We start from the raw sequence: 24193 nt of genomic DNA, 5'->3' as shown, positions 1-24193 counted from the left end.
GCTGCGCATGCCCTCCGGTGAGATCCGGAACGTGGATGCCCGCTGCCGCGCCACGATCGGCGAGGTCGGCAACGCCGAGCAGTCGAACATCAACTGGGGCAAGGCCGGCCGCATGCGCTGGAAGGGCGTCCGCCCGACCGTGCGCGGTGTCGCGATGAACCCGATCGACCACCCGCACGGTGGTGGTGAGGGCAAGACCTCCGGTGGTCGCCACCCGGTCAGCCCGTGGGGTCAGAAGGAAGGCCGCACGCGCCACCCGAACAAGGAAAGCGACAAGCTGATCGTCCGCCGCCGCACCGCTGGCAAGAAGCGCAAGTAGGAGTTAGAAGAAGATGCCTCGCAGTCTCAAGAAGGGCCCCTTCGTCGACGAGCACCTGCTTACCAAGGTGGTCCGCGCGAACGAGTCCGGCAGCAAGAACGTCATCAAGACGTGGTCGCGTCGCTCGATGATCGTGCCGGCCATGCTCGGCCACACGATCGCCGTGCACGACGGCCGCAAGCACATCCCGGTCTTCGTCACCGAGACGATGGTCGGCCACAAGCTCGGGGAGTTCGCCCCGACCCGCACCTTCCGGGGACACGTGAAGGACGACAAGAAGGGTCGTCGCCGCTAGTCGGCGACAAGAGGAGGAGAAAGACATGGTGGAGTCGATCGCACGTGTGCGACACATCCGCGTTACGCCTCAGAAGGCTCGTCGCGTCGTCGATCTGATCCGCGGCAAGCAGGCTCAGGAGGCCCTGGCCATCCTGAAGTTCGCACCTCAGGGCGCGAGCGAGCCGGTCTACAAGCTCGTGGCATCCGCGATCGCGAATGCCAGGGTCAAGGCCGACGCCACGAACCAGTACCTGGACGAGCGGGACCTCTACGTGAGCCGCGCCTTCGTCGACGAGGGCACCACGCTGAAGCGTTTCCAGCCCCGCGCACAGGGCCGCGCGTTCCGCATCAACAAGCGCACCAGCCACATCACCGTCGTGCTGGCCACACCTGACGAGGGGACGAAGTAATGGGTCAGAAGGTCAACCCCTACGGCTTCCGTCTGGGAATCACCACGGACCACGTGTCGCGCTGGTTCTCCGACTCGACGAAGCCCGGTCAGCGTTACGCCGACTACATCGCCGAGGACGTCAAGATCCGCAAGCTGCTGCAGACGCAGCTCGACCGGGCCGGCGTCTCGCGCATCGAGATCGAGCGCACCCGTGACCGCGTGCGCGTGGACATCCACACCGCACGCCCCGGCATCGTGATCGGCCGCCGTGGCGCCGAGGCGGAGCGCATCCGCGCCGACCTCGAGAAGCTCACCGGCAAGCAGATCCAGCTGAACATCCTCGAGGTGAAGAACCCCGAGGCGGATGCCCAGCTCGTCGCCCAGGGCATCGCCGAGCAGCTCTCCGCTCGCGTGGCGTTCCGCCGTGCGATGCGCAAGGGCCTGCAGGGCGCGCAGCGCGCCGGCGCCAAGGGTGTTCGCATCCAGGTCTCCGGTCGCCTCGGCGGCGCCGAGATGAGCCGGTCGGAGTTCTACCGCGAGGGTCGTGTGCCGCTGCACACGCTGCGCGCGAACATCGACTACGGGTTCTACGAGGCCAAGACCACCTTCGGCCGCATCGGCGTGAAGGTCTGGATCTACAAGGGCGACATCACGAACAAGGAACTCGCGCGCGAGCAGGCTGCCGCCAAGTCCGGCCGCCCCGACCGCAGCGACCGCCCGCGCCGTGCGCCCCGCGCTGCGGCCGAGGCCCCCGCGGCAGAAGGAGCCAGTGCATAACCATGTTGATTCCCCGCAGAGTCAAGCACCGCAAGCAGCACCACCCCGGCCGTAGCGGCCAGGCGACCGGTGGCACGAAGGTCACCTTCGGCGAGTTCGGCATCCAGGCCCTCACGCCCGCTTACGTGACGAACCGTCAGATCGAGTCCGCTCGTATCGCCATGACGCGTCACATCAAGCGTGGCGGCAAGGTGTGGATCAACATCTACCCCGACCGTCCGCTCACGAAGAAGCCGGCCGAGACCCGCATGGGTTCCGGTAAGGGCTCCCCGGAGTGGTGGGTCGCCAATGTCAAGCCGGGCCGTGTGCTCTTCGAGGTCGCCGGCGTCAACGAGACGCTGGCCCGCGAGGCACTCACCCGTGCCATCCACAAGCTGCCCCTCAAGGCACGCATCATCAAGCGCGAGGAGGGCGACGCGTAATGGCGATCGGATCCAAGGAGCTCGCTCCCGCGGAGCTCGACACCTTCGACGACGAGAAGCTCGTCGATGAACTGAAGAAGGCCAAGGAAGAGCTGTTCAACCTGCGCTTCCAGTCGGCCACCGGCCAGCTCGAGAGCCACGGCCGCCTGCGCGCCGTCAAGCGCGACATCGCCCGCATCTACACGGTCATCCGTGAGCGTGAGCTCGGCATCCGTGCGACGCCGGCGCCGGTCGAGGTTCCCGCCAAGGCCGCCAAGAAGAGCAGCAAGAAGGCTTCAGCCGCTGAGGCAGAGGCCGAGACGAAGGAGGAGGCGGAGTAATGGCAGCCACCAAGGCATCGGCCGAGAAGGCCCAGGCGGAGACCGCCGGCCACGAGCACGCCGAGCACGACGTCAAGGAGGCGGGCGCCCGCGGTTACCGCAAGTCCCGTCGTGGTTACGTCGTCAGCGACAAGATGGACAAGACCATCGTCGTCGAGGTCGAGGACCGCGTGAAGCACCCGCTGTACGGCAAGGTCATCCGCCGCACCAACAAGGTGAAGGCACACGACGAGAACAACACCGCCGGCATCGGCGACCTCGTCATCATCAACGAGACCCGCCCGTACAGCGCCACGAAGCGCTGGCGCCTGGTCGAGATCCTCGAGAAGGCCAAGTAGGCCTGCCGGCTTACTTGTGACAAGGAGTTGTAAGAAGTGATTCAGCAGGAATCCCGACTCAAGGTCGCCGACAACACGGGCGCCAAGGAGTTGCTGACGATCCGCGTTCTCGGTGGCTCGAGCCGTCGCTACGCCGGTCTCGGCGACACGATCGTGGCGACCGTGAAGGATGCCATCCCCGGCGGCAACGTCAAGAAGGGCGATGTCGTCAAGGCGGTCATCGTGCGCACCAAGAAGAACACGCGCCGCGCTGACGGCTCGTACATCAAGTTCGATGAGAACGCCGCAGTGATCTTGAAGAACGACGGCGACCCGCGCGGCACCCGCATCTTCGGGCCGGTCGGTCGCGAGCTCCGCGACAAGAAGTTCATGAAGATCATCTCGCTGGCGCCGGAGGTGATCTGATCCATGGCGAACATCAAGAAGGGCGACCTGGTGCAGGTCATCTCGGGCCCGAGCCAGGCGCGCGGCGGAGACCGCGGCAAGCAGGGCAAGGTCATCGAGGTGCTCGTCGACCAGGACCGCGTCGTGGTCGAGGGCGTGAACTACGTCACCAAGCACGTCAAGGTCGGCCAGACCCAGCGCGGCTCCAAGACCGGTGGTCTCGAGACGCACGAGGCGCCGATCCACGTGTCGAACGTGGCGCTGGTGGACCCCGAGACGAAGAAGCCGACCCGCGTCGGCTTCCGCGAGGAGAAGGTGACGAAGGACGGCCGCACCAAGACCGTGCGCGTCCGCTACGCCAAGAAGTCAGGTAAGGACCTGTAATGACCGACACCGCAACTGCTGCGCCGGCTGGCAAGATCCAGCCGCGCCTGAAGCAGAAGTACAAGAACGAGATCGCGCCGCAGCTCAAGGAGCAGTTCGGCTACGGCAACGTTCACGAGATCCCCGGTCTGGTCAAGATCGTCGTGAACACCGGTGTCGGCGAGGCCGCCCGCGACGGCAAGATCATCGACGGTGCGGTCGCCGACCTCACCAAGATCACCGGCCAGAAGCCGCAGGTCACGAAGGCCCGCAAGTCGATCGCGCAGTTCAAGCTGCGCGAGGGACAGCCGATCGGCGCGCACGTCACGCTGCGCGGCGACCGTGCGTGGGAGTTCCTGGACCGCCTGCTCGCTCTTGCGCTGCCGCGCATCCGCGACTTCCGCGGTCTGTCCGACCGTCAGTTCGACGGCCATGGCAACTACACGTTCGGCGTGCAGGAGCAATCGATCTTCCACGAGATCAACCAGGACAAGATCGACCGTCCCCGCGGCTTCGACATCACCGTCGTCACCACCGCGAAGACGGATGACGAGGGTCGCGCGCTGCTGAAGGCGCTCGGCTTCCCGTTCAAGTCGAACGACCAGTAACACCCACCCACCGTGCGGCCGCCCGGCCGTGACGGACCATCGATGGTCGCTGTTCTTGTAAAGGGCAGCGAAACCAGGTGAACGAAGGAAACAACCCATGACCATGACAGATCCGGTCGCAGACATGCTGACCAGACTGCGCAACGCGAATTCGGCGTACCACGACACCGTGTCGATGCCGAGCTCGAAGCTCAAGGCTCACATCGCCGAGATCCTCAAGAACGAGGGCTACATCTCCGACTGGAACGTCGCAGACGCGCGCGTCGGGCAGACCCTCACGCTGAACCTCAAGTTCGGCCCGAACCGCGAGCGTTCGATCGCGGGCATCAAGCGCGTCTCCAAGCCGGGACTGCGCGTGTACGCGAAGTCGACCGAGCTGCCCCGTGTGCTCGGCGGACTCGGCGTCGCCATCCTGTCCACCTCCTCCGGTCTTCTCACCGACCGCGAGGCCGAGAAGAAGGGCGTCGGCGGGGAAGTCCTCGCCTACGTGTGGTAGCGAGATGTCCCGAATCGGAAGACTCCCCATCGACATCCCGGCAGGCGTCGACGTCAAGATCGACGGCCAGGATGTGACCGTCAAGGGCCCCAAGGGCGAGCTGTCGCTCACCGTGGCACAGCCCATCCAGGTGAAGCTCGAGGAGAACCAGGTTCTCGTCACCCGTCCGGATGACGAGCGAAACTCGCGTTCGCTGCACGGCCTCACCCGCACGCTGATCAACAACCAGATCATCGGCGTCACCCAGGGCTACTCGAAGGGCCTCGAGATCGTCGGAACGGGTTACCGCGTCGCGCAGAAGGGCTCGTCCATCGAGTTCGCGCTCGGTTTCTCGCACCCGGTGACCGTCGAGCCGCCGGCCGGCATCACGCTGACCGTCGAGGGCAACAACAAGGTCACCGTCGCCGGCATCGACAAGCAGGCCGTCGGCGAGGCCGCCGCGAACATCCGCAAGATCAAGAAGCCGGAACCGTACAAGGGCAAGGGCATCCGCTACGCAGGCGAGGTCGTCCGTCGCAAGGCCGGAAAGGCTGGTAAGTAAGCATGAGCGTTAGAGCCAAGTCAGCGGCACGCGACCGCCGGCACGCGCGGCTTCGCAAGAAGATCGTAGGCACCCAGGAACGTCCGCGTCTGGTCGTGACCCGCTCCGCGCGGCACGTCTTCGTGCAGGTCGTGGACGACTCCAAGGGCCACACGGTCGCCTCCGCCTCGACCCTCGAGGCGGACCTGCGCGGGTTCGACGGTGACAAGACCGCCAAGGCCCGCAAGGTCGGCGAGCTGGTCGCCGAGCGCGCCAAGCAGGCCGGCGTCGAGGAGGTCGTGTTCGACCGTGGCGGCAACAAGTACGCGGGTCGAGTCGCGGCGATCGCCGAGGGCGCCCGGGAAGGTGGGCTGAACCTGTGAGTGACGTCCAGAACGACAACAAGAAGGAGCAGGACGTGGCCGCCGAGCAGACGACTGCGGAGAAGCCCGTGGAGACCGCGGCCGGCACCGACACCACCAGTCGCGACGCCCGCGACGGTCGCGACGGCCGCCGTGGTGGCCGTGACCGCAACCAGGGCCGCGATCGCGGCAGCCGGGACGCGGACAAGAGCCAGTTCCTCGAGCGCGTGGTGACCATCAACCGCGTCTCGAAGGTGGTCAAGGGTGGTCGCCGCTTCAGCTTCACCGCGCTGGTCGTGGTGGGCGACGGCAACGGTGTGGTCGGAGTCGGCTACGGCAAGGCCCGTGAGGTGCCGCTGGCGATCTCGAAGGGCGTCGAGGAGGCGAAGAAGAACTTCTTCCGCGTTCCGCGCGTCGGCAACACGATCCCGCACCCGGTGCAGGGCGAGGCCGCTGCCGGTGTCGTGCTCCTGCGTCCGGCCGCCGCCGGTACCGGTGTTATCGCCGGTGGACCGGTGCGTGCCGTGCTGGAGTGTGCAGGCATCCACGACGTGCTGAGCAAGTCGCTCGGTTCGTCGAACACCATCAACATCGTGCACGCGACCGTGACGGCGCTGCAGCAGCTCGAGGAGCCTCGTGCCGTTGCCGCCCGCCGTGGGCTGGACTTCGACGAGGTCGCCCCGGCCCGTCTGCTGCGTGCTGAGGCAGAGGCGGCAGAGGCTGCCAGGACCGCTAAGGCTGGTGCATAATGGCGCGCCTGAAGGTGACCCAGATCAAGTCCAAAGTCAGTGAGAAGCAGAACCAGCGCGACACACTTCGCAGCCTGGGTCTGAAGCGCATCGGTGACGTAGTCGTCCGGGAGGACACCCCGCAGAACCGCGGGTACGTCAACACCGTCGCTCACCTGGTGAAGGTTGAGGAGATCGACTAATGGCTGAAGAGAAGACCACTAAGAAGGTCGAGGAGACCAAGCCCAAGGCGAAGGCTTCTGCCAAGAAGGCTGAGGACGTCCCCGCCAAGCGCGAGCCCGTCCTCAAGGTGCACCACCTGCGCCCGGCGGCCGGTGCCAAGAAGGACCGCACCCGCGTCGGACGCGGTGAGGGTTCGAAGGGTAAGACGGCAGGTCGCGGCACAAAGGGAACCAAGGCGCGCTACCAGGTGCGTCCCGGCTTCCAGGGTGGCCAGCTTCCGTTCCACATGCGTTCGCCGAAGCTGCGCGGGTTCAAGAACCCGTTCCGCGTCGAGTACCAGGTCGTGAACCTGGAGAAGCTCGCCGAGCTGTACCCGTCCGGTGGCGACGTCACCGTGAGCGACCTGGTCGCCAAGGGTGCCGTTCGCAAGAACGAGAAGGTGAAGGTTCTCGGAGGCGGTGAGATCTCGGTGAAGCTGAACGTCGAGGTCGACAAGGTCTCCGGCTCCGCCGAGCAGAAGATCGTCGCTGCCGGAGGCTCCGTCAAGTAGCCCCGGCGGGACCGGATGCTGAGCATCCGGATCACCTGAGTAAAGTAGTCGGGTCGGGTGGCCGAAATGGTCGCCCGACCCGATTCCTTACCGGAAAGCAGGAACCCACTTGTTCAACGCCATCGTGCGAATTCTCCGCACGCCTGATCTTCGCAAGAAGATCGGCTTCACCCTGGGGATCATCGCGCTGTTCCGTCTGGGCTCGTTCATCCCTGCGCCGTTCGTCGACTTCAGCAACGTTCAGGCGTGTCTGTCGGCGAACCAGGGCACGACCGGCCTGTACGAGCTGGTGAACCTGTTCAGCGGTGGCGCGCTCCTGAAGCTCTCCATCTTCGCGCTGGGCATCATGCCGTACATCACGGCCTCGATCATCGTGCAGCTGCTGCGCGTGGTCATCCCGCACTTCGAGGCCCTCTACAAGGAGGGCCAGGCCGGTCAGTCGAAGCTGACCCAGTACACCCGCTACCTCACGATCGCGCTGGGCGTTCTACAGTCCACGACGCTCATCACGGTGGCACGTAGCGGCGCCCTGTTCGGCTCCAACAGCACATCGCAGTGCTCGCAGCTGGTCACGGATGACTCCTGGTACGCGGTGCTGCTCATGGTCGTCACGATGACCGCAGGCACGGGCCTCATCATGTGGATGGGCGAGCTGGTGACCGAGAAGGGCATCGGCAACGGCATGTCGCTGCTGATCTTCACCTCGATCGCGGCGCAGTTCCCGACCTCGCTGTGGGCGGTCGAGCAGACCTCCGGCTTCGAGATCTTCCTGGTCGTGATCGTGATCGGGCTCTTCATCGTTGCGGCGGTGGTGTTCGTCGAGCAGTCGCAGCGGCGCATCCCGGTGCAGTACGCGAAGCGCATGGTCGGTCGTCGCACGTATGGCGGCAACAACACGTACATCCCGATCAAGGTGAACATGGCGGGTGTGATCCCGGTGATCTTCGCCTCGAGCCTCTTGTACCTGCCGGCGCTCATCGCCCAGTTCAACCAGCCGGCGCCCGGCAAGGCGCCTGCGCCGTGGGTGAGCTGGATCACGGACTACCTGACCAAGGGCGATCATCCGCTGTACATGCTGCTGTACGCGCTGCTGATCATCGGCTTCACCTACTTCTACGTCGCGATCACGTTCAATCCGGAAGAGGTCGCCGACAACATGAAGAAGTACGGCGGCTTCATCCCGGGCATCCGGGCCGGCCGTCCGACCGCCGAGTACCTCGACTTCGTGCTGACGCGCATCACCCTGCCGGGGTCGATCTATCTGGCGATCGTCGCCCTCATCCCGCTGGTGGCGTTCTCGCTGCTCGGCACCAGCCAGAACTTCATGTTCGGCGGCACCTCGATCCTGATCATCGTGGGTGTCGGGCTCGAGACGGTCAAGCAGATCGACTCGCAACTGCAGCAGAGGCACTACGAAGGGTTGCTCCGTTGACCGTGTCGCTACAAGAGTCCAACCGGGAACGGGGAGCGCGTCTCCTCATCGTCGGCCCGCCCGGATCGGGCAAGGGCACGCAGGCGACGTTCATCGCCGATGCCTTCGGCGTTCCGGCCATCTCCACCGGCGACATCTTCCGCTTCCACATCACCCACCAGACCGAGCTCGGTGTGCGGGTGAAGGCCATCGTGGATGCCGGCGACTACGTGCCGGACGACCTCACGAACGAGCTGGTCGCGCACCGGCTGTCCGAACCGGATGCCGCCAAGGGCTTCCTGCTCGACGGCTACCCCCGCACGCTGGAGCAGGTGCGGTTCCTCGACGAGCTGCTGGCCGCCGACGGCAAGCTGGAGGCCGTCGTGCGCCTCACCGCCGACCGCGACGAGCTGGTGCGCCGGCTCACGCATCGCGCCCACGAGCAGGGTCGCGCGGACGACACCGAAGAGGCGATCCGGCACCGTCAGGATGTCTACACGCAGCAGACGGCGCCCATCATCGAGGTGTACCGCGAGCGTGGTCTGCTGGTCGAGGTGGACGGCATCGGCAGCGTCGACGAGGTGGCTGCGCGGATCCGGGAGGCTCTCGCCGCACGCGGCATCGGCGACGCGCGCGACACCGCGGCCGCCTAGTTCCGAGAGTGGTAGGCATCCGGCGGTCGATCTACAAGTCGCCCGCTCAACTCAGACTCATGCTCGAGCCGGGGCTGGCGACGGCGGACAGCCTCGACGCCGTGCGCGGCGCGGTGCGGCCAGGGGTCTCGACCCTCGAGCTGGACGCCCTCGCCGAGGGTGCGATCGAGGCGCGCGGCGGGGCATCCAACTTCAAGCTCGAGCCGGGGTACCGGCACACGATCTGCGCCTCGGTGAACGACGAGGTGGTGCACGGGATCCCGGGCGAGCGGATGCTGCAGCCCGGCGACATCCTGTCCGTCGACTCCGGCGCGATCCTGGGCGGCTGGAACGGCGACGCCGCATTCACCGTCGTGATCGACGATCCGCAGCGGCCCGACCTCGTCGCGGAGCGCCGCGCGCTCTGCGAGGTGACCGAGCAGTCGTTGTGGCACGGCATCGCGGCGCTCTCGCGGGCATCGCACCTGAACGAGGTGGGGGACGCGATCGAGGAGTACATCCTCGCGCAGGGGGAGTACGGCATCCTCACCGACTACATCGGGCACGGCATCGGCCGCCGGATGCACGAGGCTCCGCCGGTGTTCAACTACAGCGTGCGACCAAAGGGGCCGGAGGTGCGGCCGGGCCTCGTCGTCGCCATCGAGCCGATGGTGGTGAGCGGATCGCCCGACACGTACGTGCGCGACGACGGCTGGACGGTGGCCACAGAAGACGGCTCGTCGGCCGCGCACTGGGAGCACTCCGTCGCCGTGCACAAGGACGGCATCTGGGTGCTCACCGCGCACGACGGCGGCGCGGCCGGCCTGAAGCCGTTCGGCATCACCCCGGTGCGTCCCGCGTAACAGCCGCAGCCCGGCCCGGCCCGTACCTCGGCCGCTCCCGATCCCGATCCAGATCCCGTTCCCAATTCCGGTCCAGACCCCGTTCCGGATCTATCCCGATCCCGGTCCCGATCCCGTCAACATGACGGATCGCGCTCTCCTGACGAGAACAGGACGGATTGGCCTGTTTTCGGCCGAGTGTCATGTTGGCGTGAACCGCGAGCGGGACGGGAGTGCAGGGTTGGACGGGAGTGCGGCAGCGGGTGGTGGGGTCCAGCGTAGGCTCGGGACATGCCCGTGTTCATGCTTGACGTGCGTCCTGCCGGTGCGCCGACCTCGGAGTCCACGCTGCGTCGCGTCGAGGCGGGTGTTCCCACGCTCGACGTTCGCGATCTGGGTCCGGCTCGTGGTGACGGCGTCTTCGAGACGATCGGCGTCGTCGGTGGGCATCCGCAGGCACTGGATGCCCACCTCAAGCGGCTCGCGCACTCCGCGGCCCTGCTCGATCTGCCCGAGCCGAACGAGGAGCAGTGGCGGCACGCGATCACCGAGGCGGCGGCATCCCTCCCCACCGATCGCCAAGGCGGGCTGAAGATCGTGCTCACGCGCGGCATCGAGGGCAGCGGACAGCCGACCGGCTGGATCGTCGCCTCGCCGGCCGAGGGTGACTTCGCCGAGCGGGAGACCGGCATCCGGGTCGTGACGCTCGATCGCGGATACACCAGCGACGTCGCGCAGCGTGCTCCCTGGCTGCTGCCCGGTGCGAAGACGCTGTCGTACGCGGTGAACATGGCGGCCCTGCGGGAGGCGCGGAGGCGCGGCGCGTCCGACGTGATCTTCGTCACCTCGGACGGCTACGTGATGGAGGCGCCCACCTCGACCGTGATCCTGCGCTTCGGTGACCGCATCGTGACCCCGCGAACCGATATCGGCATCCTGCCGGGCACCAGCCAGCTCAGCGTGTTCAAGTTCGCCGCGGACCGCGGGCTGGGCACGGAGGAGGCACTGGTGCCGACATCCGATCTGCTGCGAGCGGATGCCCTCTGGCTCGTCTCCAGCGTGCGGCTGGCGACTCCGATCACGCACGTCGACGACACCGAGGTGAGCGTCGATCGTGAGCTGACTCGCGCGATGAACGAGGCGCTGCTCGCCCGAGAGAACTGAGCGGCCGGGAATCATACGCCGCCGGGCCGCGTTGCACCAGAGGCCACGCGGCATCGTAAGTGGCGAAGCAGCCTGTGATGGCCTAGGATAGATCTTTGGTGTCTTGCACCCGTTTTCGCGGTGTGCTCCCGGGGTCGTCCGCATGGTTCGACCGGGCACCATCCATCCACCGCACGACCGGCACCGATGTGCCTGAAGCGATAGTGAGGCTATGGCCAAAAAAGACGGCGTTATCGAGATCGAGGGATCTGTCATCGAGGCGCTGCCCAACGCGATGTTCCGCGTTGAGCTCACCAACGGACACAAGGTTCTCGCCCACATCTCGGGCAAGATGCGTCAGCACTACATCCGGATCCTCCCCGAGGACCGCGTGATCGTGGAGCTGAGCCCCTACGACCTCACCCGTGGCCGCATCGTCTACCGCTACAAGTAAATCGGCGTCGGAAAGTAACGGCCCACACCACGGACATCCGTGTGCGTGGAGCACGACGACAGCGATAAGGAATCACTCATGAAGGTCAACCCCTCCGTCAAGCCCATCTGCGAGCACTGCCGCGTCATCCGCCGCAACGGCCGCGTGATGGTCATCTGCTCGAGCAACCCCAGGCACAAGCAGCGCCAGGGCTGAACGATTTCCGGATGCCTGACATCCGGCGCACAACTCAACATCGCGAAGAACAGCAGCATCGCAAAACCGCTTCGGTGGTGGACACCTCGGGTTGGAGGCCCGGGCACCGATGCTGTTCCACACCTCCACCTGATCAACAGGAGAAGCCGCACATGGCACGTCTAGCAGGCGTCGACATCCCGCGCGAGAAGCGCGTGGAGGTCTCCCTCACCTACATCTACGGAATCGGCCGCACCCGCGCGCTGGAGACCCTGAAGGCCACCGGGATCTCCGGTGACGTCCGGGTCAAGGACCTCACCGACGACCAGCTCGTCGCCCTTCGCGACTACATCGAGGGCAACTACAAGGTGGAGGGTGACCTTCGCCGCGAGGTGGCCGCCGACATCCGCCGCAAGGTCGAGATCGGTTCGTACCAGGGCCTGCGCCACCGTCGCGGCCTGCCCGTGCGCGGACAGCGCACCAAGACCAACGCGCGCACCCGCAAGGGACCGAAGCGCACCGTCGCCGGCAAGAAGAAGGCCCGCTAGGCCACCGCCAGCGCTTCGAGATCTCAGGAGTAGGAAAACATGGCAGCACCCAAGACGGCCGCTCGCAAGCCGCGCAAGAAGGAAAAGAAGAACATCGCCGTGGGCCAGGCCCACATCAAGTCGACGTTCAACAACACGATCGTCTCCATCACCGACACCAACGGCGCCGTGATCAGCTGGGCATCCTCCGGCGGCGTCGGCTTCAAGGGCTCGCGCAAGTCCACGCCGTTCGCGGCGCAGCTGGCCGCCGAGTCGGCCGCACGCCAGGCGCAGGAGCACGGCATGAAGAAGGTCGACGTCTTCGTCAAGGGTCCGGGATCGGGCCGCGAGACCGCCATCCGTTCGCTTCAGGCCGCCGGCCTCGAGGTGGGCTCGATCAACGACGTGACGCCGCAGGCGCACAACGGTTGCCGCCCGCCGAAGCGCAGGCGCGTTTAGCGCCGCACGCGGCGCTAAACCCCGCCTGCGGGTCGAGTAGCGAGCGCCAGCGAGCTTATCGAGACACCGGTGAGGTGATCTCGATACGGCCGCGGGCGGCCTACTCGATCGGCGGATCTTCACAACTCAATACACCTCGTAGAGCAAGCGTCATATAGCGGACGCTTAGCCGAAAGGAACAAATAGTGCTCATCGCACAGCGCCCCACGCTCACCGAAGAGAACATCTCGGAATTCCGCTCGCGGTTCGTCATCGAGCCGCTCGAGCCGGGCTTCGGATACACGCTCGGAAACTCGCTTCGCCGCACGCTGCTGTCGTCCATTCCGGGCGCGGCCGTCACCAGCATCCGCATCGACGGTGTGCTGCACGAGTTCACCACCATCCCGGGCGTGAAGGAGGATGTCACCGAGATCATCCTCAACATCAAGGGGCTGGTCGTCTCCAGCGAGCACGACGAGCCGATCACCGCCTACCTGCGCAAGACGGGTTCTGGTGAGGTCACCGCGGCGGACATCTCCGCTCCGGCCGGGGTGGAGATCCACAACCCCGAGCTGGTCATCGCGACCCTGAACGAGAACGCCCGCTTCGAGGTCGAGCTGACCATCGAGCGCGGCCGCGGCTACGTCTCGGCGCAGCAGAACCGCAACGAGTACAGCGAGGCCGGGCAGATCCCGATCGACTCGATCTACTCGCCCGTGCTCAAGGTCACCTACCGCGTGGAGGCCACGCGTGCCGGTGAGCGCACCGACTTCGACCGCCTCGTGGTCGACGTGGAGACCAAGCCGGCGATCAGCCCGCGGGATGCCATCGCCTCCGCCGGTCGCACGCTCACCGAGCTGTTCGGCCTCGCCCGCGAGCTCAACTCGCAGGCCGAGGGCATCGAGATCGGCCCCGCGCCGGTCGACGCGGTGCTCAGCTCCGAGCTGTCGATGCCGATCGAGGACCTCGAGCTCTCGGTGCGGTCGTACAACTGCCTCAAGCGTGAGGGCATCAACAACGTCAGCGAACTGGTCTCGCTCTCCGAGACGCAGCTCATGAACATCCGCAACTTCGGTCAGAAGTCGGTGGATGAGGTCAAGGACAAGCTGACGGAGATGGGCCTGTCGCTCAAGGACTCGGTCCCCGGGTTCGACGGCACCCACTTCTACAGCGCGGGCGACGACGAGTACCGCTGAGTCGTCGCGCCAGCTCATCCCTTTACTGACAACGGAGAAAGACAATGCCTAAGCCGACCAAGGGTCCCCGTCTCGGAGGCGGCCCTGCCCACGAGCGACTCCTGCTCGCGAACCTGGCCGCCGCGCTGTTCACGCACAAGCGCATCACGACGACCGAGACCAAGGCGAAGCGCCTTCGTCCGCTCGCCGAGCGCCTGATCACGTTCGCCAAGCGCGGCGACCTGCACGCTCGCCGTCGCGTGCTCGCGACCATCCACGACAAGGGCGTGGTCTACGAGCTGTTCGACGTGATCGCGCCCCAGGTGGCCGACCGCCAGGGCGGATACACCCGCATCACCAAGATCGGCAACCGCAAGGGCGACAACGCGCCCATGGCGGTCATCGAGCTCGTGCTCGAGCCGGTCACGCCGAAGCGCAAGGCCCCGGCCGCCCCGCCGTCGCCGGCCGCGAAGGTCGCCGCGGAAGAGGCAGCGGCGGCTGAGGCGGCCGAGGCCGCGACGGACGACGAGGCAGCGGTCGAGGTCGAGGAGACCCCGGAGAGCGAGCCCGCCGAGGAGCAGGCCGAGGTTTCGGACGAGGCCGCAGAGGCGGTCGAGGCCACCGACACCGACGACGAGAGCGTCGACGCCGACGAGGACGCCGCGAAGTAGCATCAGCGCATGCGATGGAACCCCCGGACATCCGATGGATGACCGGGGGTTCCGTGCATTTTGTGCCTTTCCGCAGGTTGAGGTCGGGCCAGCGGGACCGCTTTGACATCGGGGCCGACGCCTCGTATTATTTCCACTACGCAACATCCATATTCCATATTGCGAAAGCAACTAGGAAAATTCGAGTCCAGGGAGCCACTGTGGACGACATGACCGCGGAGGAGTCGCAGACCTCCGCTTCGACGCCGAAGCGCCTGCCGCGTCCTCCGGCGGAGCACGCACGCTCGTGGCTGCTCGTGCCCGGCACGAAGCCCGAGGACTTCGACGCCGCGGCGAACGGATCTGCCGACGCCGTCATCCTCGACATCGAAGACGCCGTCGACCCCTCGCACAAGGAGGAGGCGCGTGAGGATGTCGCGAGCTGGCTGATCGGCGGCGGTGAGGCCTGGGTGCGCGTCAACGACGTGACCACGCCGTACTGGGCGGATGATCTGCGCGCTCTCCGCGACCTTCCCGGCCTGCAGGGGGTCATGCTCGCCAAGACCGAGGACCCGTCGCAGGTGACGAACACGTACCACGTGCTGGGCGCCCGCACCCGAGTGGTCGCGCTCGTCGAGTCGGCGATCGGCATCGAGTGCGCTCCCGACATCGCACGCGCGGAGGGCGCGTTCCGGCTCGCCTTCGGCTCCGGCGACTTCCGGCGCGACACGGGAATGGCGGCCGACAACATGGCCATGGCCTACCCACGCGCGAAGCTCGTCGTTGCCAGCCGGTGCGGCAAGCTGCCTGGCCCGATCGACGGCCCGACGGTGGGCACCAGCCATCCCGTGCTGCGCGAGCAGTCGCAGGTGACGGTCACCATGGGCATGACCGGCAAACTGTGCCTCTCGACCGACCAGGTGCCGATCATCAACGAGGTCATCAGCCCGACGCCGACCGATGTCGCCTGGGCGAAGGAGTTCCTCGACGACTTCGAGGCCCGTGACCGCATCATCCGCGACGGCAGCGACCTGCCGCGCCTCGGACGTGCCCGCAAGATCCTGGAGCTGGCCGCCGCGTTCGGAGTCACACCGCCCGCGCGCTGACCCTCCTCCTCACCGACCGTCCCCCGCGCGAGTAGTGCGGGGCTCGGCCGACGACACCCCAAAGGAGCATTCAATGACGAATCAACTCACTTCCGGAAACCGTGCACCGGCGTTCACCCTGAAGAACGCGGACGGCGCCTCCGTCTCGCTCGGCGACTACCGCGGCGGCGACGTGATCGTGTACTTCTACCCGAAGGCGGGGACCCCCGGCTGCACCACGGAGGCCTGCGACTTCCGCGACAACCTCAACTCGCTCGCGTCGGCCGGCTACTCCGTGATCGGCGTCTCCGCCGACCCGATCGAGGCAATCGCGTCGTTCGCCGCCGACAACGCGCTGAACTTCCCGCTGCTCTCCGACCCGGGCGCCGAGACCGCCAAGGCGTACGGCGCGTGGGGCGAGAAGGAGATCGGCGGCACCACGCACATCGGCGTGCTCCGATCCACCGTCGTGATCGATCCGAAGGGCGTCGTGTCGCGGGCCGAGTACAACGTCGACGCCAACGGGCATGTCGCCGCGCTGCGGGCATCCCTCGGTATCGACGACTGAGCCGAAGACGAGGATCAGATGCTCATCGACGAGTTCAACGACCTGCAGGCAGAGGATGCCGCGGCAGCGCTTCGCCCCTGCCTCGACGTCGACCGCTGGGGTCAGGCGATCGTCGCGGCGCGCCCCTTCGCCGACCGTGAGTCGCTGATCGCCTTCGCCTCGACCGCGGCCACTCCATTCACCGAGGCGGAGCTCGAGCGCGCGCTCTCGCACCATCCCCGCATCGGGGAACGCCCGAGCGGTGACAGTGCCGAGGCGGACATGTCGAGGCGCGAGCAGGCGGGACTGGCGGCATCCGACCGCGTCGCCGCCGACATCGCGGACGGCAACCGGGCGTACGAGGCGAAGTTCGACCGGGTCTTCCTGATCCGCGCGGCCGGCAGAAGCGCCGAGGAGATCCTCACCGAACTGACGGCCCGGCTCGGCAACACCGCCGAGGCCGAGAGCCGGATCATCGACCAGCAGCTGCGCGAGATCGCGGTACTGCGTCTTGAAGGAGTAGTGAGCGCATGAGCGACTCGCACGTGACCACCCACATCCTGGACACGACGACCGGGCGACCGGCCGTCGGCGTCTCCGTCGTGCTCGAGGCCCTGCATGACGAGACGTGGAGCCGGATGGCGACGGGTCTCACCGATGCTGACGGGCGGGTGAAAGTCCTCGGCCCCTCTTCGCTGCAGTCGGGCGTGTACCGACTGCGGTTCGACACAGGGTCGTACTTCGCCGGCATCTCCCAGGACACCTTCTTCCCGGAGGTCTCGTTGACGTTCATCGTCGACAGTGCGCAGGCGCACTACCACGTGCCGCTCCTGCTCAGTCCGTTCGCCTATTCGACATATAGAGGGAGTTGACATGAGCAACGTCATCCTTGGAAAGAACCAGTACGGTAAGGCAGAGGTGCGGGTTGTACGCGTCAAGCGCGACACCGACCGTCACGAGATCACGGACCTGAACGTCACCAGCCAGCTGCGCGGCGACTTCGAGGAGATCCACTCGCTCGGCGACAACGCGCACTGCATCCCGACCGACACGCAGAAGAACACGGTCTTCGCGTTCGCCAAGGACGGCATCGCGTCGCCGGAGGAGTTCCTGCTGCGCCTCGCCGACCACTTCACGAACGGCTGGGACTGGGTCGAGGGCGGCCGCTGGGAGGCGGAGCAGTACCAGTGGGACCGCATCCTGGTGGCAGGTGAGGAGCACGACCACGCGTTCGTGCGCAACGGCAGCGAGGTGCGCACGGCCGTCGTCGTCGCGGACGGCGACCGCCGCACCGTGATCGGCGGCCTGCACAGCCTCACGGTGCTGAAGTCCACCGGCAGCGAGTTCGTCGGCTACGAGAAGGACAAGTACACGACGCTCGCCGAGGCGACCGACCGCATCCTGGCCACGGATGTCGCGGCACGTTGGCGCTTCAACACGACCGACGTCGACTGGAACCCGGTGTACGCCGACGTGAAGGCGCTGCTGCTCGAGGGATTCGCCGAGCGGCACTCGACCGCCCTGCAGCAGACGCTGTTCCAGATGGGCGAGAAGGTGCTGAACGCGCACCCGGAGATCGAGGAGCTCAAGTTCTCGATGCCGAACAAGCACCACTTCGTCGTCGACCTCGCGCCGTTCGGGCTGGAGAACCCCAACGAGGTGTTCTTCGCGGCCGACCGGCCGTACGGTCTCATCGAGGCGACCGTGCTGCGCGAGGGCGCCTCCGAGTCCGACGCAGCGTGGGAGGGCATCGCGGGCTTCTGCTGAGGCGGCCGGAACCACTGAGCAGGGGCCGTCTACGCTGTGTGGGCGGCCCCTGTGGTGTGCAAAGGGATAAGACTGTTCCTCCCCAAGCGCTCTCCTCCGTGCACTCTCCACGTTCGAACGCCTTCTCGGCCTGGCTCGTGGTGGTCTGCCGTAGCGTCGCTGGTGATTCCGCGGCCGCGCGGAGAGAATGGAGCCATGGTCGTGTCGGTTGAGACGCTCACCACCCTGCTCAGTTTCGCGGGGCTCTTGGTTGCGCTCGCCGGGGGGGGTCGGGTGGGTGATCCACCGCTCGGACGGTCAGCACCAGAGGCTTGGCGATCAGCTCAACGAGCACGGGCGACAGCTCGTTGCGATCACCGCTCAGCTGAACGAGCACGGGCGGCGGCTCGACGCGCTGGACGAGCGAATCGACCAGCAAGGGCGGCGCTTGGACGGGCATGAGCGCCTGCTCGTCGAGATCAATGGGCGATTGAGCTCGCATGAGCGGCAGCTCGTCGAGGTCAGCGGGGAGCTTGTCGAGATCAATGGGCGACTGAACGAGCACGGGCGGCAGCTGGGCGACAAGATCGATGCGAATACGCGCGAGCTCACGGAGGTCAAGATAGCGGTGGCGCGACTGGAGGGCCCGCGCCCCCATCTCATCCCCGCTCGCTGAGGTGTGATCGGCCGGATCAGCCGCGGCCGATGAACGGCATCCCGGATGCCGTGATCACCAGGGAGTTCACGGTCGCGGATGCCGGCACGTTCGCCATGAAGAGGACGGCGCGTGCCGCATCCTCGACCGGGAACGTGGGCTCGACGAGCCGCGATCCGTTGGGCTGGAGGGCGCCGGCATCCGTTCCGAAGTCGTCGGTGATGTGCGTAGCCGCGTTGCCGATGTCGATCTGGCCGCAGGTGATGCCGAACGCGCGGCCGTCGAGCTCGAGCGACTTGGTCAGGCCGGAGACCGCATGCTTGGTCGCGGTGTACGCGGCGGCGAGCGGCCGCGGAACGTGCGCGGAGATCGAGCCGTTGTTGATGATGCGGCCGCCTTGCGGGCGCTGGCGCTTCATGACGCGCATCGCCGCCGCGCTGCACAGCATGACTCCGGTCAGGTTGACCGCGACGGCGGCGTTCCAGTCCGCGGGGTCGAGCTCGTCGACGTGGGCGGCGGGCGGGAACATCCCGGCGTTGTTGAAGAGCACGTCGACGCGTCCCCAGGCCGCCTCGATCTGACCGAACGCGTCGTCGACGGCGGCGGCGTCCGAGACGTCGGCAGGGGTGACGAGGGCGCGCGGATGCCCGTCAGCCGTCGCCTCCAGCGTGTCCCTGTGCCGGCCGAGAAGCGCCACGCGGTAGCCGTCATCGAGCATCGCGCGGGCGACGCCGCGCCCGATTCCGGAACCGGCGCCCGTCACCACGGCGACGCGCTCGTGCGAGGACCGGGCGATGCGGGCATCCGTCGAGTCCGCGCCGCCGGCCGCGCTCATGCGACGTTCATCTCGGAGGCGATCTGCGACGCCGCGGCCTTCAGGAGCGGAACGGCGCGTTCGCCGAAGCTCTCGTCGACGCGGGCGAGCGGACCGGAGACCGAGATCGCGGTCGGCGACGGAGCGCCGGGCACGGTGATGGCGTAGCAGCGCACGCCGAGCTCCTGCTCCTCGTCGTCGATCGAGTAGCCGCGCTCACGGATGGCGGCGAGCTCGGTGAGCAGCTCGTCGACGTTGCCGATGCTGTGCTCGGTGGGCGTGGGCATCCCGACCCGGGAGACGATGCCGCGCACGGTGTCCTCCGGCAGCTGGGCCAGCATCGCCTTGCCGACGCCGGTGTCGTGTGCGTGGGCGCGACGGCCGACCTCGGTGAACATGCGCATCGAGTGCCGCGATGGCACCTGGGCGATGTAGACCACCATGTCGCCGTCGAGCACGGCCATGTTCGCGCTCTCGCCGAGGTCGTTGACGAGCGAGGCGAGCTGCGGGCGCGCGAGCGATCCGAGTATGCGGTTGGCACCCTCGCCGAGCCGGATGAGACGCGGACCGAGCGCGTACCGCCGGTTCGGCACCTGGCGTGCGTAGCCGAGTGAGACGAGCGTGCGCAGCAGACGGTGGATCGTGGGCAGCGGGAGGTCCGTCGACGCGGCGAGCTCGCTCAGCGTCACCTCGCCGCCGGCATCCGTGATGAGCTCAAGGAGCTCGAACACGCGCTCCACGGACTGCACTCGCGACGGTGCCTTGGCCTGCGTATCGGTCACAGTTCCTCCTGATCGTGGTTCGATCATTCCATCATGCGAAAAGCCTCGCGTGTTGATCCGGCTTCATTTCCTTCCGCTGACCCGAATTGCGGGTGCTTCTTCGAGAGACCCGCAATTCGGGTCCGGGGAACGAGAAGGGAGGGGAGCAGTTGGTTTGTATTTCCGTTAGGTAGAGAATAATATCCGTATTGCGAAAGTTACAGGATGCCCGCCAGGCAGAGACGCCGCGGGATGAACCTCGCTGAGGAGGAAACCCCATGGCCAACCCCGGTCCCGGAAACTCGGTCACGCTGCGCGTCGAAGCGCCAGCCAGCTTCACGGCCACGAGCGAGCTCGCGTCGGCCGCCGCTGCTGCCGGCGCCGTGATCACCGCGCTCGACGTCGTCGAGTCGCACGCCGCCGGCATGGTCGTCGACCTCACGTGCAACACGACCGGAGCCGAGCACGCCGAGCAGGTGCGCAGCGCGATCGACGGGTTGGACGGGGTGCTGGTGCGCAACATGAGCGACCGTACGTTCCTGATGCACCTCGGCGGCAAGCTCGAGGTCGTGCCGCGCGAGCCCATCCGCAACCGCGATGATCTCTCCCGGGCGTACACGCCGGGCGTGGCTCGCGTGTGCCTGGCGATCGCCGAAGACAAGCACAAGGCACGCGCGCTCACGGTCAAGCGGAATACGATCGCCGTGGTGACCGACGGCTCCGCCGTGCTGGGCCTCGGCAACATCGGGCCGGAGGCTGCGCTGCCGGTCATGGAGGGCAAGGCGGCCCTGTTCAAGCAGTTCGCGGGAGTGGATGCCTGGCCCGTCTGCCTCGACACGCAGGACACGGAGGAGATCATCCGCATCGTGAAGGCCATCGCCCCCGTCTACGGCGGGGTCAACCTCGAGGACATCGCGGCGCCGCGATGCTTCGAGATCGAGCAGCGCCTGCGCGACGAGCTGGACATCCCGGTCTTCCACGACGACCAGCACGGCACCGCGATCGTGACGCTCGCGGCCCTCACCAACGCGCTGCGGGTGGTCGGCAAGTCCATCGGCGACGTGCGCATCGTCGTCTCCGGCGTTGGTGCGGCGGGCAACGCGATCATCCAGTTGCTGCAGGCCCAGGGCGCGAAGCACATCGTGGCCTGCGACCGGCACGGCGCCATCCACTCCGGCGGCGACTACACCGACGCGCACCGCATCGCGCTGGCGCAGTCGACCAACGAGGAGGACTTCACCGGCACGCTCGCCGAGGCGATCGCCGGAGCGGATGTCTTCATCGGCGTGAGCGCACCGAACCTGCTCACCGGCGAGGACATTGCACGCATGGCCGACGACGCGATCGTGTTCGCTATGGCGAACCCGGTGCCCGAGGTCGACCCGATCGAGGCATCCAGAACCGCTGCGGTCGTCGCGACCGGACGCAGCGACTTCCCGAACCAGATCAACAACGTTCTCGCGTTCCCCGGCGTCTTCCGCGGCCTGCTCGACGCCGGCACCGCGGACATCACACCGGCGATGCTCGTCGCGGCCGCGCAGGCGATCGCCGACCGCGTCGACCCGGACGAGCTGAACGCGAGCTTCATCATCCCCAGCGTCTTCGACCCGCTCGTGTCGGTCGAGGTCGCCGAGGCCATCGTGCAGGCTGCACGAGCCGAGCCGACCGAACAAACACAGGCAGCTGAACCTGCCGAGTGAGCCGAACGACCGAACAAGAAACAAGAGGAGTACACACCGTGTCCGTGACAGCGAAGAGCCGAAGCACCGTGGAGCGCGCGAACGAGATCCTGACCGATGAGGCGCTCGCGTTCGTCGACGCGCTGCATGCGAAGTTCGCCGATCGCCGCGACGAGTTGATCGCGGCGAGGCGGGTGCGTCGCGAGGAGGTCGCTCGCACCGGCCGGCTGGACTTCCTGCCCGAGACCGCGGAGGTGCGTTCGGGCGACTGGCGCGTCGCGGAGGCCCCTGAGGCGCTGCGCGACCGCCGCGTCGAGATCACCGGGCCGGCGACCCCGGCGAAGATGGCGATCAACGCCATGAACTCCGGCGCGAAGGTGTGGCTCGCCGACCTCGAAGACGCCAACACCCCGCACTGGTTCAACGTCGTCGACTCGCAGGTGAACCTGAAGGACGCCGCGCGCGGCACCCTGCACTACAGCTCGCCGGAGGGCAAGACGTACGCCCTGCGCACGGATGCGCCGACCGCGGTCGTGATCGTGCGCCCGCGCGGCTGGCACATGGACGAGTCGAACCTGCAGTTCGACGGCCGGGACGCCATCGGCGCGCTGGTGGACTTCGGCCTGCACTTCTTCCACAACGCCGCGCACCTCGCGAAGACCGGGCAGGGGCCCTTCTACTACCTGCCGAAGACCGAGAGCCACCTTGAGGCGCGGCTCTGGAACGACGTGTACACGTTCGCTGAGGCCGAGCTGGGCATCCCGCACGGCACCGTGCGCGCCACCGTGCTGATCGAGACGATCCCCGCCGCTTTCGAGATGGAGGAGATCCTCTACGAGCTGCGGGAGCACGCATCCGGACTCAACGCCGGCCGCTGGGACTACCTGTTCAGCATCATCAAGTACTTCCGCGACGCCGGCAGCGAGTTCATCCTGCCCGACCGCGCCGACGTGTCGATGACCGCACCGTTCATGCGGGCGTACACCGAGCTGCTGGTGCGCACCTGCCACAAGCGCGGCGCGTTCGCCATGGGAGGCATGGCGGCGTTCATCCCGAACCGCAGGGATCCTTTAGTCACGGATGCCGCGATCGCCAAGGTGCGCGACGACAAGCTGCGCGAGGCGACGGACGGGTTCGACGGCTCCTGGGTCGCCCACCCCGACCTCGTGCCGGTCTGCATGGATGTGTTCGACGCCGTGTTGGGCGACAAGCCGAACCAGCTGGACAAGCTTCGCGAAGACGTCAGCGTGACGGGCGACCAGCTGCTCGATGTGGCCTCCGCACCGGGTGACGTCACCGAGGCCGGGCTGCGCCTCAACCTCTACGTCGCCGTCGCCTACACGGCCGTGTGGCGCTCGGGCACCGGCGCCGTCGCGATCCACAACCTGATGGAAGACGCGGCGACCGCAGAGATCTCGCGCTCGCAGGTGTGGCAGCAGGTGCACAACCGGGTTCGGTATAGCGACACCGGCAACGAGGCCACGCCCGAGCTCGTCGGGCGCCTGCTCGACGAGGAGTCCGAGCGCCTGCGCAGCGAGGTGGATGCCTCGTCGTTCGAGCGGTACTACGCGCCGGCCCGCGAGCTGATCCGCAGGCTGACGACCGAGGACGACTACGTCGACTTCCTCACCACGCCGGCCTACGAGATCGTGGCGTGATGGCGACCGGTTCCGCTGCACCCGGGCTCGTGTCGGGCAGTCTGGGTGAGGGCGACCTGGCGGAGATCGACCGCCGGCTCGCCGGCACCGACGACCTGCTGACGAAGGAGTACCCGGGCGACGACGGCTCCCGCCAGCCCGTGCACACGGTCTACGTACCCGCCGACCGGTTCACGCCGGACCTTCCTGCTCGGTGGGGTTCGGAGGCGGTGGATGCCGTCGCGGCGTTCGGCGACACGGTCGCACTGGCCACCGAGGTGGGACTCGGCGAGCTGGCGGCATCCATCGCCCCGCTGGTCGACACGAAGCTGCGCACGGAGCCGATCGAAGACCTGCGCCTCGACTTCGAGGACGGCTACGGTGACCGCGGCGACGACGCGGAGGACGCGGATGCCGTCACCGCCGCAGGACGCGTCGCCGCCGCGGTCGCAGGCGGTACCGCTCCGCCGTTCGTGGGCATCCGGTTCAAGTCGTTCGAGGCGCCGACGCGGCGACGGGGCCTGCGCACCCTCGACCTGTTCGTCACCACGCTCGCCGAAGCGGGTGAGCTGCCGGCCGGGCTCGTGCTGACCCTGCCGAAGGTGACGACCGTTGCTCAGGTGGAGGCCATGGCCGACGTCTGCGAGCGGCTCGAGCGCAAGCTCGGGCTGGCGGACGGGCGGCTGCGCTTCGAGGTCCAGATGGAGACGCCGCAGCTGATCATCGCTGCGGACGGCACCGTTCCGGTCGCCACGCTCCTGCACTCTGCTTCCAAAAGCAGGGCGG

At 67.2% G+C, this 24193-nt stretch carries 36 protein-coding genes and 1 pseudogene; 35 read left to right on the top strand and 2 right to left on the bottom strand.

The genetic code is table 11. The annotated features are described in order from the left end of the window. From ACTHNC_RS06160 to ACTHNC_RS06005, 32 genes and pseudogenes are all read left to right on the top strand, one after another. Positions 1–319 (top strand): annotated as a pseudogene (locus ACTHNC_RS06160) (50S ribosomal protein L2); the annotation flags it as partial. A 13-nt stretch (positions 320–332) separates the two neighbouring features. After that, complete coding sequence (gene rpsS / locus ACTHNC_RS06155; protein ID WP_022900930.1) at positions 333–614, top strand: 30S ribosomal protein S19; 282 nt, start codon at positions 333–335, stop codon at positions 612–614. A 25-nt stretch (positions 615–639) separates the two neighbouring features. Next, positions 640–1005 (top strand): 50S ribosomal protein L22, encoded by a 366-nt coding sequence (rplV, locus tag ACTHNC_RS06150; RefSeq protein ID WP_170024940.1) that lies wholly within the window; start codon positions 640–642, stop codon positions 1003–1005. Further along, positions 1005–1763 carry a 30S ribosomal protein S3 gene (rpsC, locus tag ACTHNC_RS06145; RefSeq protein ID WP_440293714.1) on the top strand — a complete coding sequence of 253 codons (759 nt, stop codon included), beginning with the start codon at positions 1005–1007 and terminating at the stop codon, positions 1761–1763. The genes rplV and rpsC overlap by 1 nt, the downstream gene beginning before the upstream one ends. Before the next feature lie 2 nt (positions 1764–1765). Then, entirely contained in the window at positions 1766–2185 is a 420-nt protein-coding gene (gene rplP, locus ACTHNC_RS06140; protein WP_146320351.1) for a 50S ribosomal protein L16, read from the top strand. Continuing rightward, positions 2185–2505 carry a 50S ribosomal protein L29 gene (gene rpmC, locus ACTHNC_RS06135; protein WP_440293713.1) on the top strand — a complete coding sequence of 107 codons (321 nt, stop codon included), beginning with the start codon at positions 2185–2187 and terminating at the stop codon, positions 2503–2505. Before rplP ends, rpmC begins: the two co-directional genes overlap by 1 nt. Then, positions 2505–2843, top strand: coding sequence for a 30S ribosomal protein S17 (gene rpsQ / locus ACTHNC_RS06130; RefSeq protein ID WP_440293712.1), 339 nt, complete (start codon positions 2505–2507; stop codon positions 2841–2843). Before rpmC ends, rpsQ begins: the two co-directional genes overlap by 1 nt. Positions 2844–2879: 36 nt before the next feature. Beyond that, on the top strand, positions 2880–3248 hold the full coding sequence (rplN, locus tag ACTHNC_RS06125) for a 50S ribosomal protein L14 (RefSeq protein WP_440293711.1): 369 nt from the start codon (positions 2880–2882) through the stop codon (positions 3246–3248). Between the two features lie 3 nt (positions 3249–3251). Next, positions 3252–3611 carry a 50S ribosomal protein L24 gene (rplX, locus tag ACTHNC_RS06120; protein ID WP_440293710.1) on the top strand — a complete coding sequence of 120 codons (360 nt, stop codon included), beginning with the start codon at positions 3252–3254 and terminating at the stop codon, positions 3609–3611. Beyond that, positions 3611–4198: a 50S ribosomal protein L5 gene (rplE, locus tag ACTHNC_RS06115; protein WP_440293709.1), complete on the top strand. Its 588-nt coding sequence runs from the start codon at positions 3611–3613 to the stop codon at positions 4196–4198. The genes rplX and rplE overlap by 1 nt, the downstream gene beginning before the upstream one ends. A 97-nt stretch (positions 4199–4295) precedes the next feature. Then, positions 4296–4694 carry a 30S ribosomal protein S8 gene (gene rpsH / locus ACTHNC_RS06110; RefSeq protein WP_440293708.1) on the top strand — a complete coding sequence of 133 codons (399 nt, stop codon included), beginning with the start codon at positions 4296–4298 and terminating at the stop codon, positions 4692–4694. 4 nt (positions 4695–4698) lie between these two features. Continuing rightward, on the top strand, positions 4699–5235 hold the full coding sequence (gene rplF, locus ACTHNC_RS06105; RefSeq protein ID WP_440293707.1) for a 50S ribosomal protein L6: 537 nt from the start codon (positions 4699–4701) through the stop codon (positions 5233–5235). Positions 5236–5237: 2 nt separating this feature from the next. After that, positions 5238–5597: a 50S ribosomal protein L18 gene (gene rplR, locus ACTHNC_RS06100; protein ID WP_440293706.1), complete on the top strand. Its 360-nt coding sequence runs from the start codon at positions 5238–5240 to the stop codon at positions 5595–5597. A gap of 35 nt (positions 5598–5632) precedes the next feature. Beyond that, positions 5633–6325, top strand: a complete 693-nt coding sequence (gene rpsE, locus ACTHNC_RS06095) for a 30S ribosomal protein S5 (protein WP_440293716.1) — start codon at positions 5633–5635, stop codon at positions 6323–6325. Continuing rightward, positions 6325–6507 carry a 50S ribosomal protein L30 gene (gene rpmD, locus ACTHNC_RS06090; RefSeq protein WP_170024929.1) on the top strand — a complete coding sequence of 61 codons (183 nt, stop codon included), beginning with the start codon at positions 6325–6327 and terminating at the stop codon, positions 6505–6507. The genes rpsE and rpmD overlap by 1 nt, the downstream gene beginning before the upstream one ends. After that, entirely contained in the window at positions 6507–7037 is a 531-nt protein-coding gene (gene rplO, locus ACTHNC_RS06085; RefSeq protein ID WP_440293705.1) for a 50S ribosomal protein L15, read from the top strand. Before rpmD ends, rplO begins: the two co-directional genes overlap by 1 nt. Before the next feature lie 109 nt (positions 7038–7146). After that, complete coding sequence (gene secY, locus ACTHNC_RS06080) at positions 7147–8469, top strand: preprotein translocase subunit SecY (protein ID WP_440293704.1); 1323 nt, start codon at positions 7147–7149, stop codon at positions 8467–8469. 2 nt (positions 8470–8471) lie between these two features. Next, the gene (locus ACTHNC_RS06075) at positions 8472–9101 is read left to right on the top strand and encodes an adenylate kinase (protein WP_440293703.1); all 630 of its coding nucleotides are present in this window, start codon (positions 8472–8474) and stop codon (positions 9099–9101) included. Positions 9102–9109: 8 nt separating this feature from the next. Then, positions 9110–9943, top strand: coding sequence for a type I methionyl aminopeptidase (map, locus tag ACTHNC_RS06070; RefSeq protein WP_440293702.1), 834 nt, complete (start codon positions 9110–9112; stop codon positions 9941–9943). A gap of 270 nt (positions 9944–10213) precedes the next feature. Then, a complete protein-coding gene (locus ACTHNC_RS06065) occupies positions 10214–11086 on the top strand; it encodes an aminodeoxychorismate lyase (protein WP_440293701.1) in 873 nt (290 codons plus the stop codon). 211 nt (positions 11087–11297) lie between these two features. Beyond that, positions 11298–11519, top strand: coding sequence for a translation initiation factor IF-1 (gene infA / locus ACTHNC_RS06060; RefSeq protein ID WP_011186713.1), 222 nt, complete (start codon positions 11298–11300; stop codon positions 11517–11519). A 78-nt stretch (positions 11520–11597) separates the two neighbouring features. Then, a complete protein-coding gene (gene rpmJ, locus ACTHNC_RS06055; protein ID WP_022900911.1) occupies positions 11598–11714 on the top strand; it encodes a 50S ribosomal protein L36 in 117 nt (38 codons plus the stop codon). A 152-nt stretch (positions 11715–11866) separates the two neighbouring features. Next, a complete protein-coding gene (gene rpsM / locus ACTHNC_RS06050; RefSeq protein ID WP_440293700.1) occupies positions 11867–12241 on the top strand; it encodes a 30S ribosomal protein S13 in 375 nt (124 codons plus the stop codon). Positions 12242–12280: 39 nt separating this feature from the next. Next, positions 12281–12679, top strand: coding sequence for a 30S ribosomal protein S11 (rpsK, locus tag ACTHNC_RS06045; protein ID WP_170024924.1), 399 nt, complete (start codon positions 12281–12283; stop codon positions 12677–12679). A gap of 185 nt (positions 12680–12864) precedes the next feature. Then, the gene (locus ACTHNC_RS06040) at positions 12865–13854 is read left to right on the top strand and encodes a DNA-directed RNA polymerase subunit alpha (protein ID WP_440293699.1); all 990 of its coding nucleotides are present in this window, start codon (positions 12865–12867) and stop codon (positions 13852–13854) included. Between the two features lie 44 nt (positions 13855–13898). Then, positions 13899–14504: a 50S ribosomal protein L17 gene (gene rplQ, locus ACTHNC_RS06035; RefSeq protein ID WP_440293698.1), complete on the top strand. Its 606-nt coding sequence runs from the start codon at positions 13899–13901 to the stop codon at positions 14502–14504. A gap of 209 nt (positions 14505–14713) precedes the next feature. Further along, the gene (locus ACTHNC_RS06030) at positions 14714–15589 is read left to right on the top strand and encodes an HpcH/HpaI aldolase/citrate lyase family protein (RefSeq protein WP_440293715.1); all 876 of its coding nucleotides are present in this window, start codon (positions 14714–14716) and stop codon (positions 15587–15589) included. Positions 15590–15662: 73 nt separating this feature from the next. Then, positions 15663–16136, top strand: a complete 474-nt coding sequence (gene bcp / locus ACTHNC_RS06025) for a thioredoxin-dependent thiol peroxidase (RefSeq protein WP_440293697.1) — start codon at positions 15663–15665, stop codon at positions 16134–16136. A gap of 18 nt (positions 16137–16154) precedes the next feature. After that, positions 16155–16649 (top strand): 2-oxo-4-hydroxy-4-carboxy-5-ureidoimidazoline decarboxylase, encoded by a 495-nt coding sequence (uraD, locus tag ACTHNC_RS06020; RefSeq protein WP_440293696.1) that lies wholly within the window; start codon positions 16155–16157, stop codon positions 16647–16649. Then, positions 16646–16987 (top strand): hydroxyisourate hydrolase, encoded by a 342-nt coding sequence (gene uraH / locus ACTHNC_RS06015; RefSeq protein WP_440293695.1) that lies wholly within the window; start codon positions 16646–16648, stop codon positions 16985–16987. The genes uraD and uraH overlap by 4 nt, the downstream gene beginning before the upstream one ends. A 1-nt stretch (position 16988) precedes the next feature. After that, positions 16989–17882 carry a factor-independent urate hydroxylase gene (pucL, locus tag ACTHNC_RS06010; protein WP_440293694.1) on the top strand — a complete coding sequence of 298 codons (894 nt, stop codon included), beginning with the start codon at positions 16989–16991 and terminating at the stop codon, positions 17880–17882. A 277-nt stretch (positions 17883–18159) separates the two neighbouring features. Further along, positions 18160–18537: a hypothetical protein gene (locus ACTHNC_RS06005; RefSeq protein ID WP_440293693.1), complete on the top strand. Its 378-nt coding sequence runs from the start codon at positions 18160–18162 to the stop codon at positions 18535–18537. A gap of 16 nt (positions 18538–18553) precedes the next feature. Here the strand turns inward: ACTHNC_RS06005 and ACTHNC_RS06000 are convergent, their stop codons facing one another. Next, entirely contained in the window at positions 18554–19351 is a 798-nt protein-coding gene (locus ACTHNC_RS06000) for an SDR family oxidoreductase (RefSeq protein ID WP_440293692.1), read from the bottom strand. After that, positions 19348–20112, bottom strand: a complete 765-nt coding sequence (locus ACTHNC_RS05995) for an IclR family transcriptional regulator (protein ID WP_440293691.1) — start codon at positions 20110–20112, stop codon at positions 19348–19350. Before ACTHNC_RS05995 ends, ACTHNC_RS06000 begins: the two co-directional genes overlap by 4 nt. A 257-nt stretch (positions 20113–20369) precedes the next feature. Between ACTHNC_RS05995 and ACTHNC_RS05990 the strand changes: the two genes are divergently transcribed. The 3 genes from ACTHNC_RS05990 to ACTHNC_RS05980 all read left to right on the top strand — a co-directional run. Beyond that, on the top strand, positions 20370–21791 hold the full coding sequence (locus tag ACTHNC_RS05990; RefSeq protein WP_440293690.1) for an NAD(P)-dependent malic enzyme: 1422 nt from the start codon (positions 20370–20372) through the stop codon (positions 21789–21791). A gap of 38 nt (positions 21792–21829) precedes the next feature. After that, positions 21830–23428: a malate synthase A gene (gene aceB / locus ACTHNC_RS05985; RefSeq protein ID WP_440293689.1), complete on the top strand. Its 1599-nt coding sequence runs from the start codon at positions 21830–21832 to the stop codon at positions 23426–23428. Next, positions 23428–24193, top strand: a 766-nt coding sequence (locus ACTHNC_RS05980; protein WP_440293688.1) for a DUF6986 family protein, incomplete at its 3' end; no start/stop codon positions are given. The genes aceB and ACTHNC_RS05980, both read left to right, overlap by 1 nt.

Origin of the sequence: Humibacter sp. (assembly GCF_051954055.1) — a bacterium.
GTDB lineage: Bacteria > Actinomycetota > Actinomycetes > Actinomycetales > Microbacteriaceae > Humibacter.
The sequence above is the reverse complement of the archived record's forward strand: the minus strand, read 5'-3'. Positions and strand labels throughout refer to the sequence as shown.

What these genes read in the sequence shown, in the direction of transcription:
- ACTHNC_RS06065 (WP_440293701.1), top strand. Translation starts at nt 10,214, where the DNA reads ATGCCCGTGTTCATGCTTGACGTGCGTCCTGCCGGTGCGCCGACCTCG.
- rpsH (WP_440293708.1), top strand. Translation starts at nt 4,296, where the DNA reads ATGACCATGACAGATCCGGTCGCAGACATGCTGACCAGACTGCGCAAC.
- infA (WP_011186713.1), top strand. Translation starts at nt 11,298, where the DNA reads ATGGCCAAAAAAGACGGCGTTATCGAGATCGAGGGATCTGTCATCGAG.
- rpsQ (WP_440293712.1), top strand. Translation starts at nt 2,505, where the DNA reads ATGGCAGCCACCAAGGCATCGGCCGAGAAGGCCCAGGCGGAGACCGCC.
- rpmJ (WP_022900911.1), top strand. Translation starts at nt 11,598, where the DNA reads ATGAAGGTCAACCCCTCCGTCAAGCCCATCTGCGAGCACTGCCGCGTC.
- rpmC (WP_440293713.1), top strand. Translation starts at nt 2,185, where the DNA reads ATGGCGATCGGATCCAAGGAGCTCGCTCCCGCGGAGCTCGACACCTTC.
- rplQ (WP_440293698.1), top strand. Translation starts at nt 13,899, where the DNA reads ATGCCTAAGCCGACCAAGGGTCCCCGTCTCGGAGGCGGCCCTGCCCAC.
- rpsS (WP_022900930.1), top strand. Translation starts at nt 333, where the DNA reads ATGCCTCGCAGTCTCAAGAAGGGCCCCTTCGTCGACGAGCACCTGCTT.
- rpmD (WP_170024929.1), top strand. Translation starts at nt 6,325, where the DNA reads ATGGCGCGCCTGAAGGTGACCCAGATCAAGTCCAAAGTCAGTGAGAAG.
- rpsK (WP_170024924.1), top strand. Translation starts at nt 12,281, where the DNA reads ATGGCAGCACCCAAGACGGCCGCTCGCAAGCCGCGCAAGAAGGAAAAG.
- rplX (WP_440293710.1), top strand. Translation starts at nt 3,252, where the DNA reads ATGGCGAACATCAAGAAGGGCGACCTGGTGCAGGTCATCTCGGGCCCG.
- uraH (WP_440293695.1), top strand. Translation starts at nt 16,646, where the DNA reads ATGAGCGACTCGCACGTGACCACCCACATCCTGGACACGACGACCGGG.
- rpsC (WP_440293714.1), top strand. Translation starts at nt 1,005, where the DNA reads ATGGGTCAGAAGGTCAACCCCTACGGCTTCCGTCTGGGAATCACCACG.
- ACTHNC_RS06030 (WP_440293715.1), top strand. Translation starts at nt 14,714, where the DNA reads ATGACCGCGGAGGAGTCGCAGACCTCCGCTTCGACGCCGAAGCGCCTG.
- rplE (WP_440293709.1), top strand. Translation starts at nt 3,611, where the DNA reads ATGACCGACACCGCAACTGCTGCGCCGGCTGGCAAGATCCAGCCGCGC.
- rplO (WP_440293705.1), top strand. Translation starts at nt 6,507, where the DNA reads ATGGCTGAAGAGAAGACCACTAAGAAGGTCGAGGAGACCAAGCCCAAG.
- bcp (WP_440293697.1), top strand. Translation starts at nt 15,663, where the DNA reads ATGACGAATCAACTCACTTCCGGAAACCGTGCACCGGCGTTCACCCTG.
- ACTHNC_RS05990 (WP_440293690.1), top strand. Translation starts at nt 20,370, where the DNA reads ATGGCCAACCCCGGTCCCGGAAACTCGGTCACGCTGCGCGTCGAAGCG.
- rplP (WP_146320351.1), top strand. Translation starts at nt 1,766, where the DNA reads ATGTTGATTCCCCGCAGAGTCAAGCACCGCAAGCAGCACCACCCCGGC.
- rplR (WP_440293706.1), top strand. Translation starts at nt 5,238, where the DNA reads ATGAGCGTTAGAGCCAAGTCAGCGGCACGCGACCGCCGGCACGCGCGG.
- pucL (WP_440293694.1), top strand. Translation starts at nt 16,989, where the DNA reads ATGAGCAACGTCATCCTTGGAAAGAACCAGTACGGTAAGGCAGAGGTG.
- rplF (WP_440293707.1), top strand. Translation starts at nt 4,699, where the DNA reads ATGTCCCGAATCGGAAGACTCCCCATCGACATCCCGGCAGGCGTCGAC.
- rpsM (WP_440293700.1), top strand. Translation starts at nt 11,867, where the DNA reads ATGGCACGTCTAGCAGGCGTCGACATCCCGCGCGAGAAGCGCGTGGAG.
- uraD (WP_440293696.1), top strand. Translation starts at nt 16,155, where the DNA reads ATGCTCATCGACGAGTTCAACGACCTGCAGGCAGAGGATGCCGCGGCA.
- rplV (WP_170024940.1), top strand. Translation starts at nt 640, where the DNA reads ATGGTGGAGTCGATCGCACGTGTGCGACACATCCGCGTTACGCCTCAG.
- ACTHNC_RS06000 (WP_440293692.1), bottom strand. Translation starts at nt 19,351, where the DNA reads ATGAGCGCGGCCGGCGGCGCGGACTCGACGGATGCCCGCATCGCCCGG.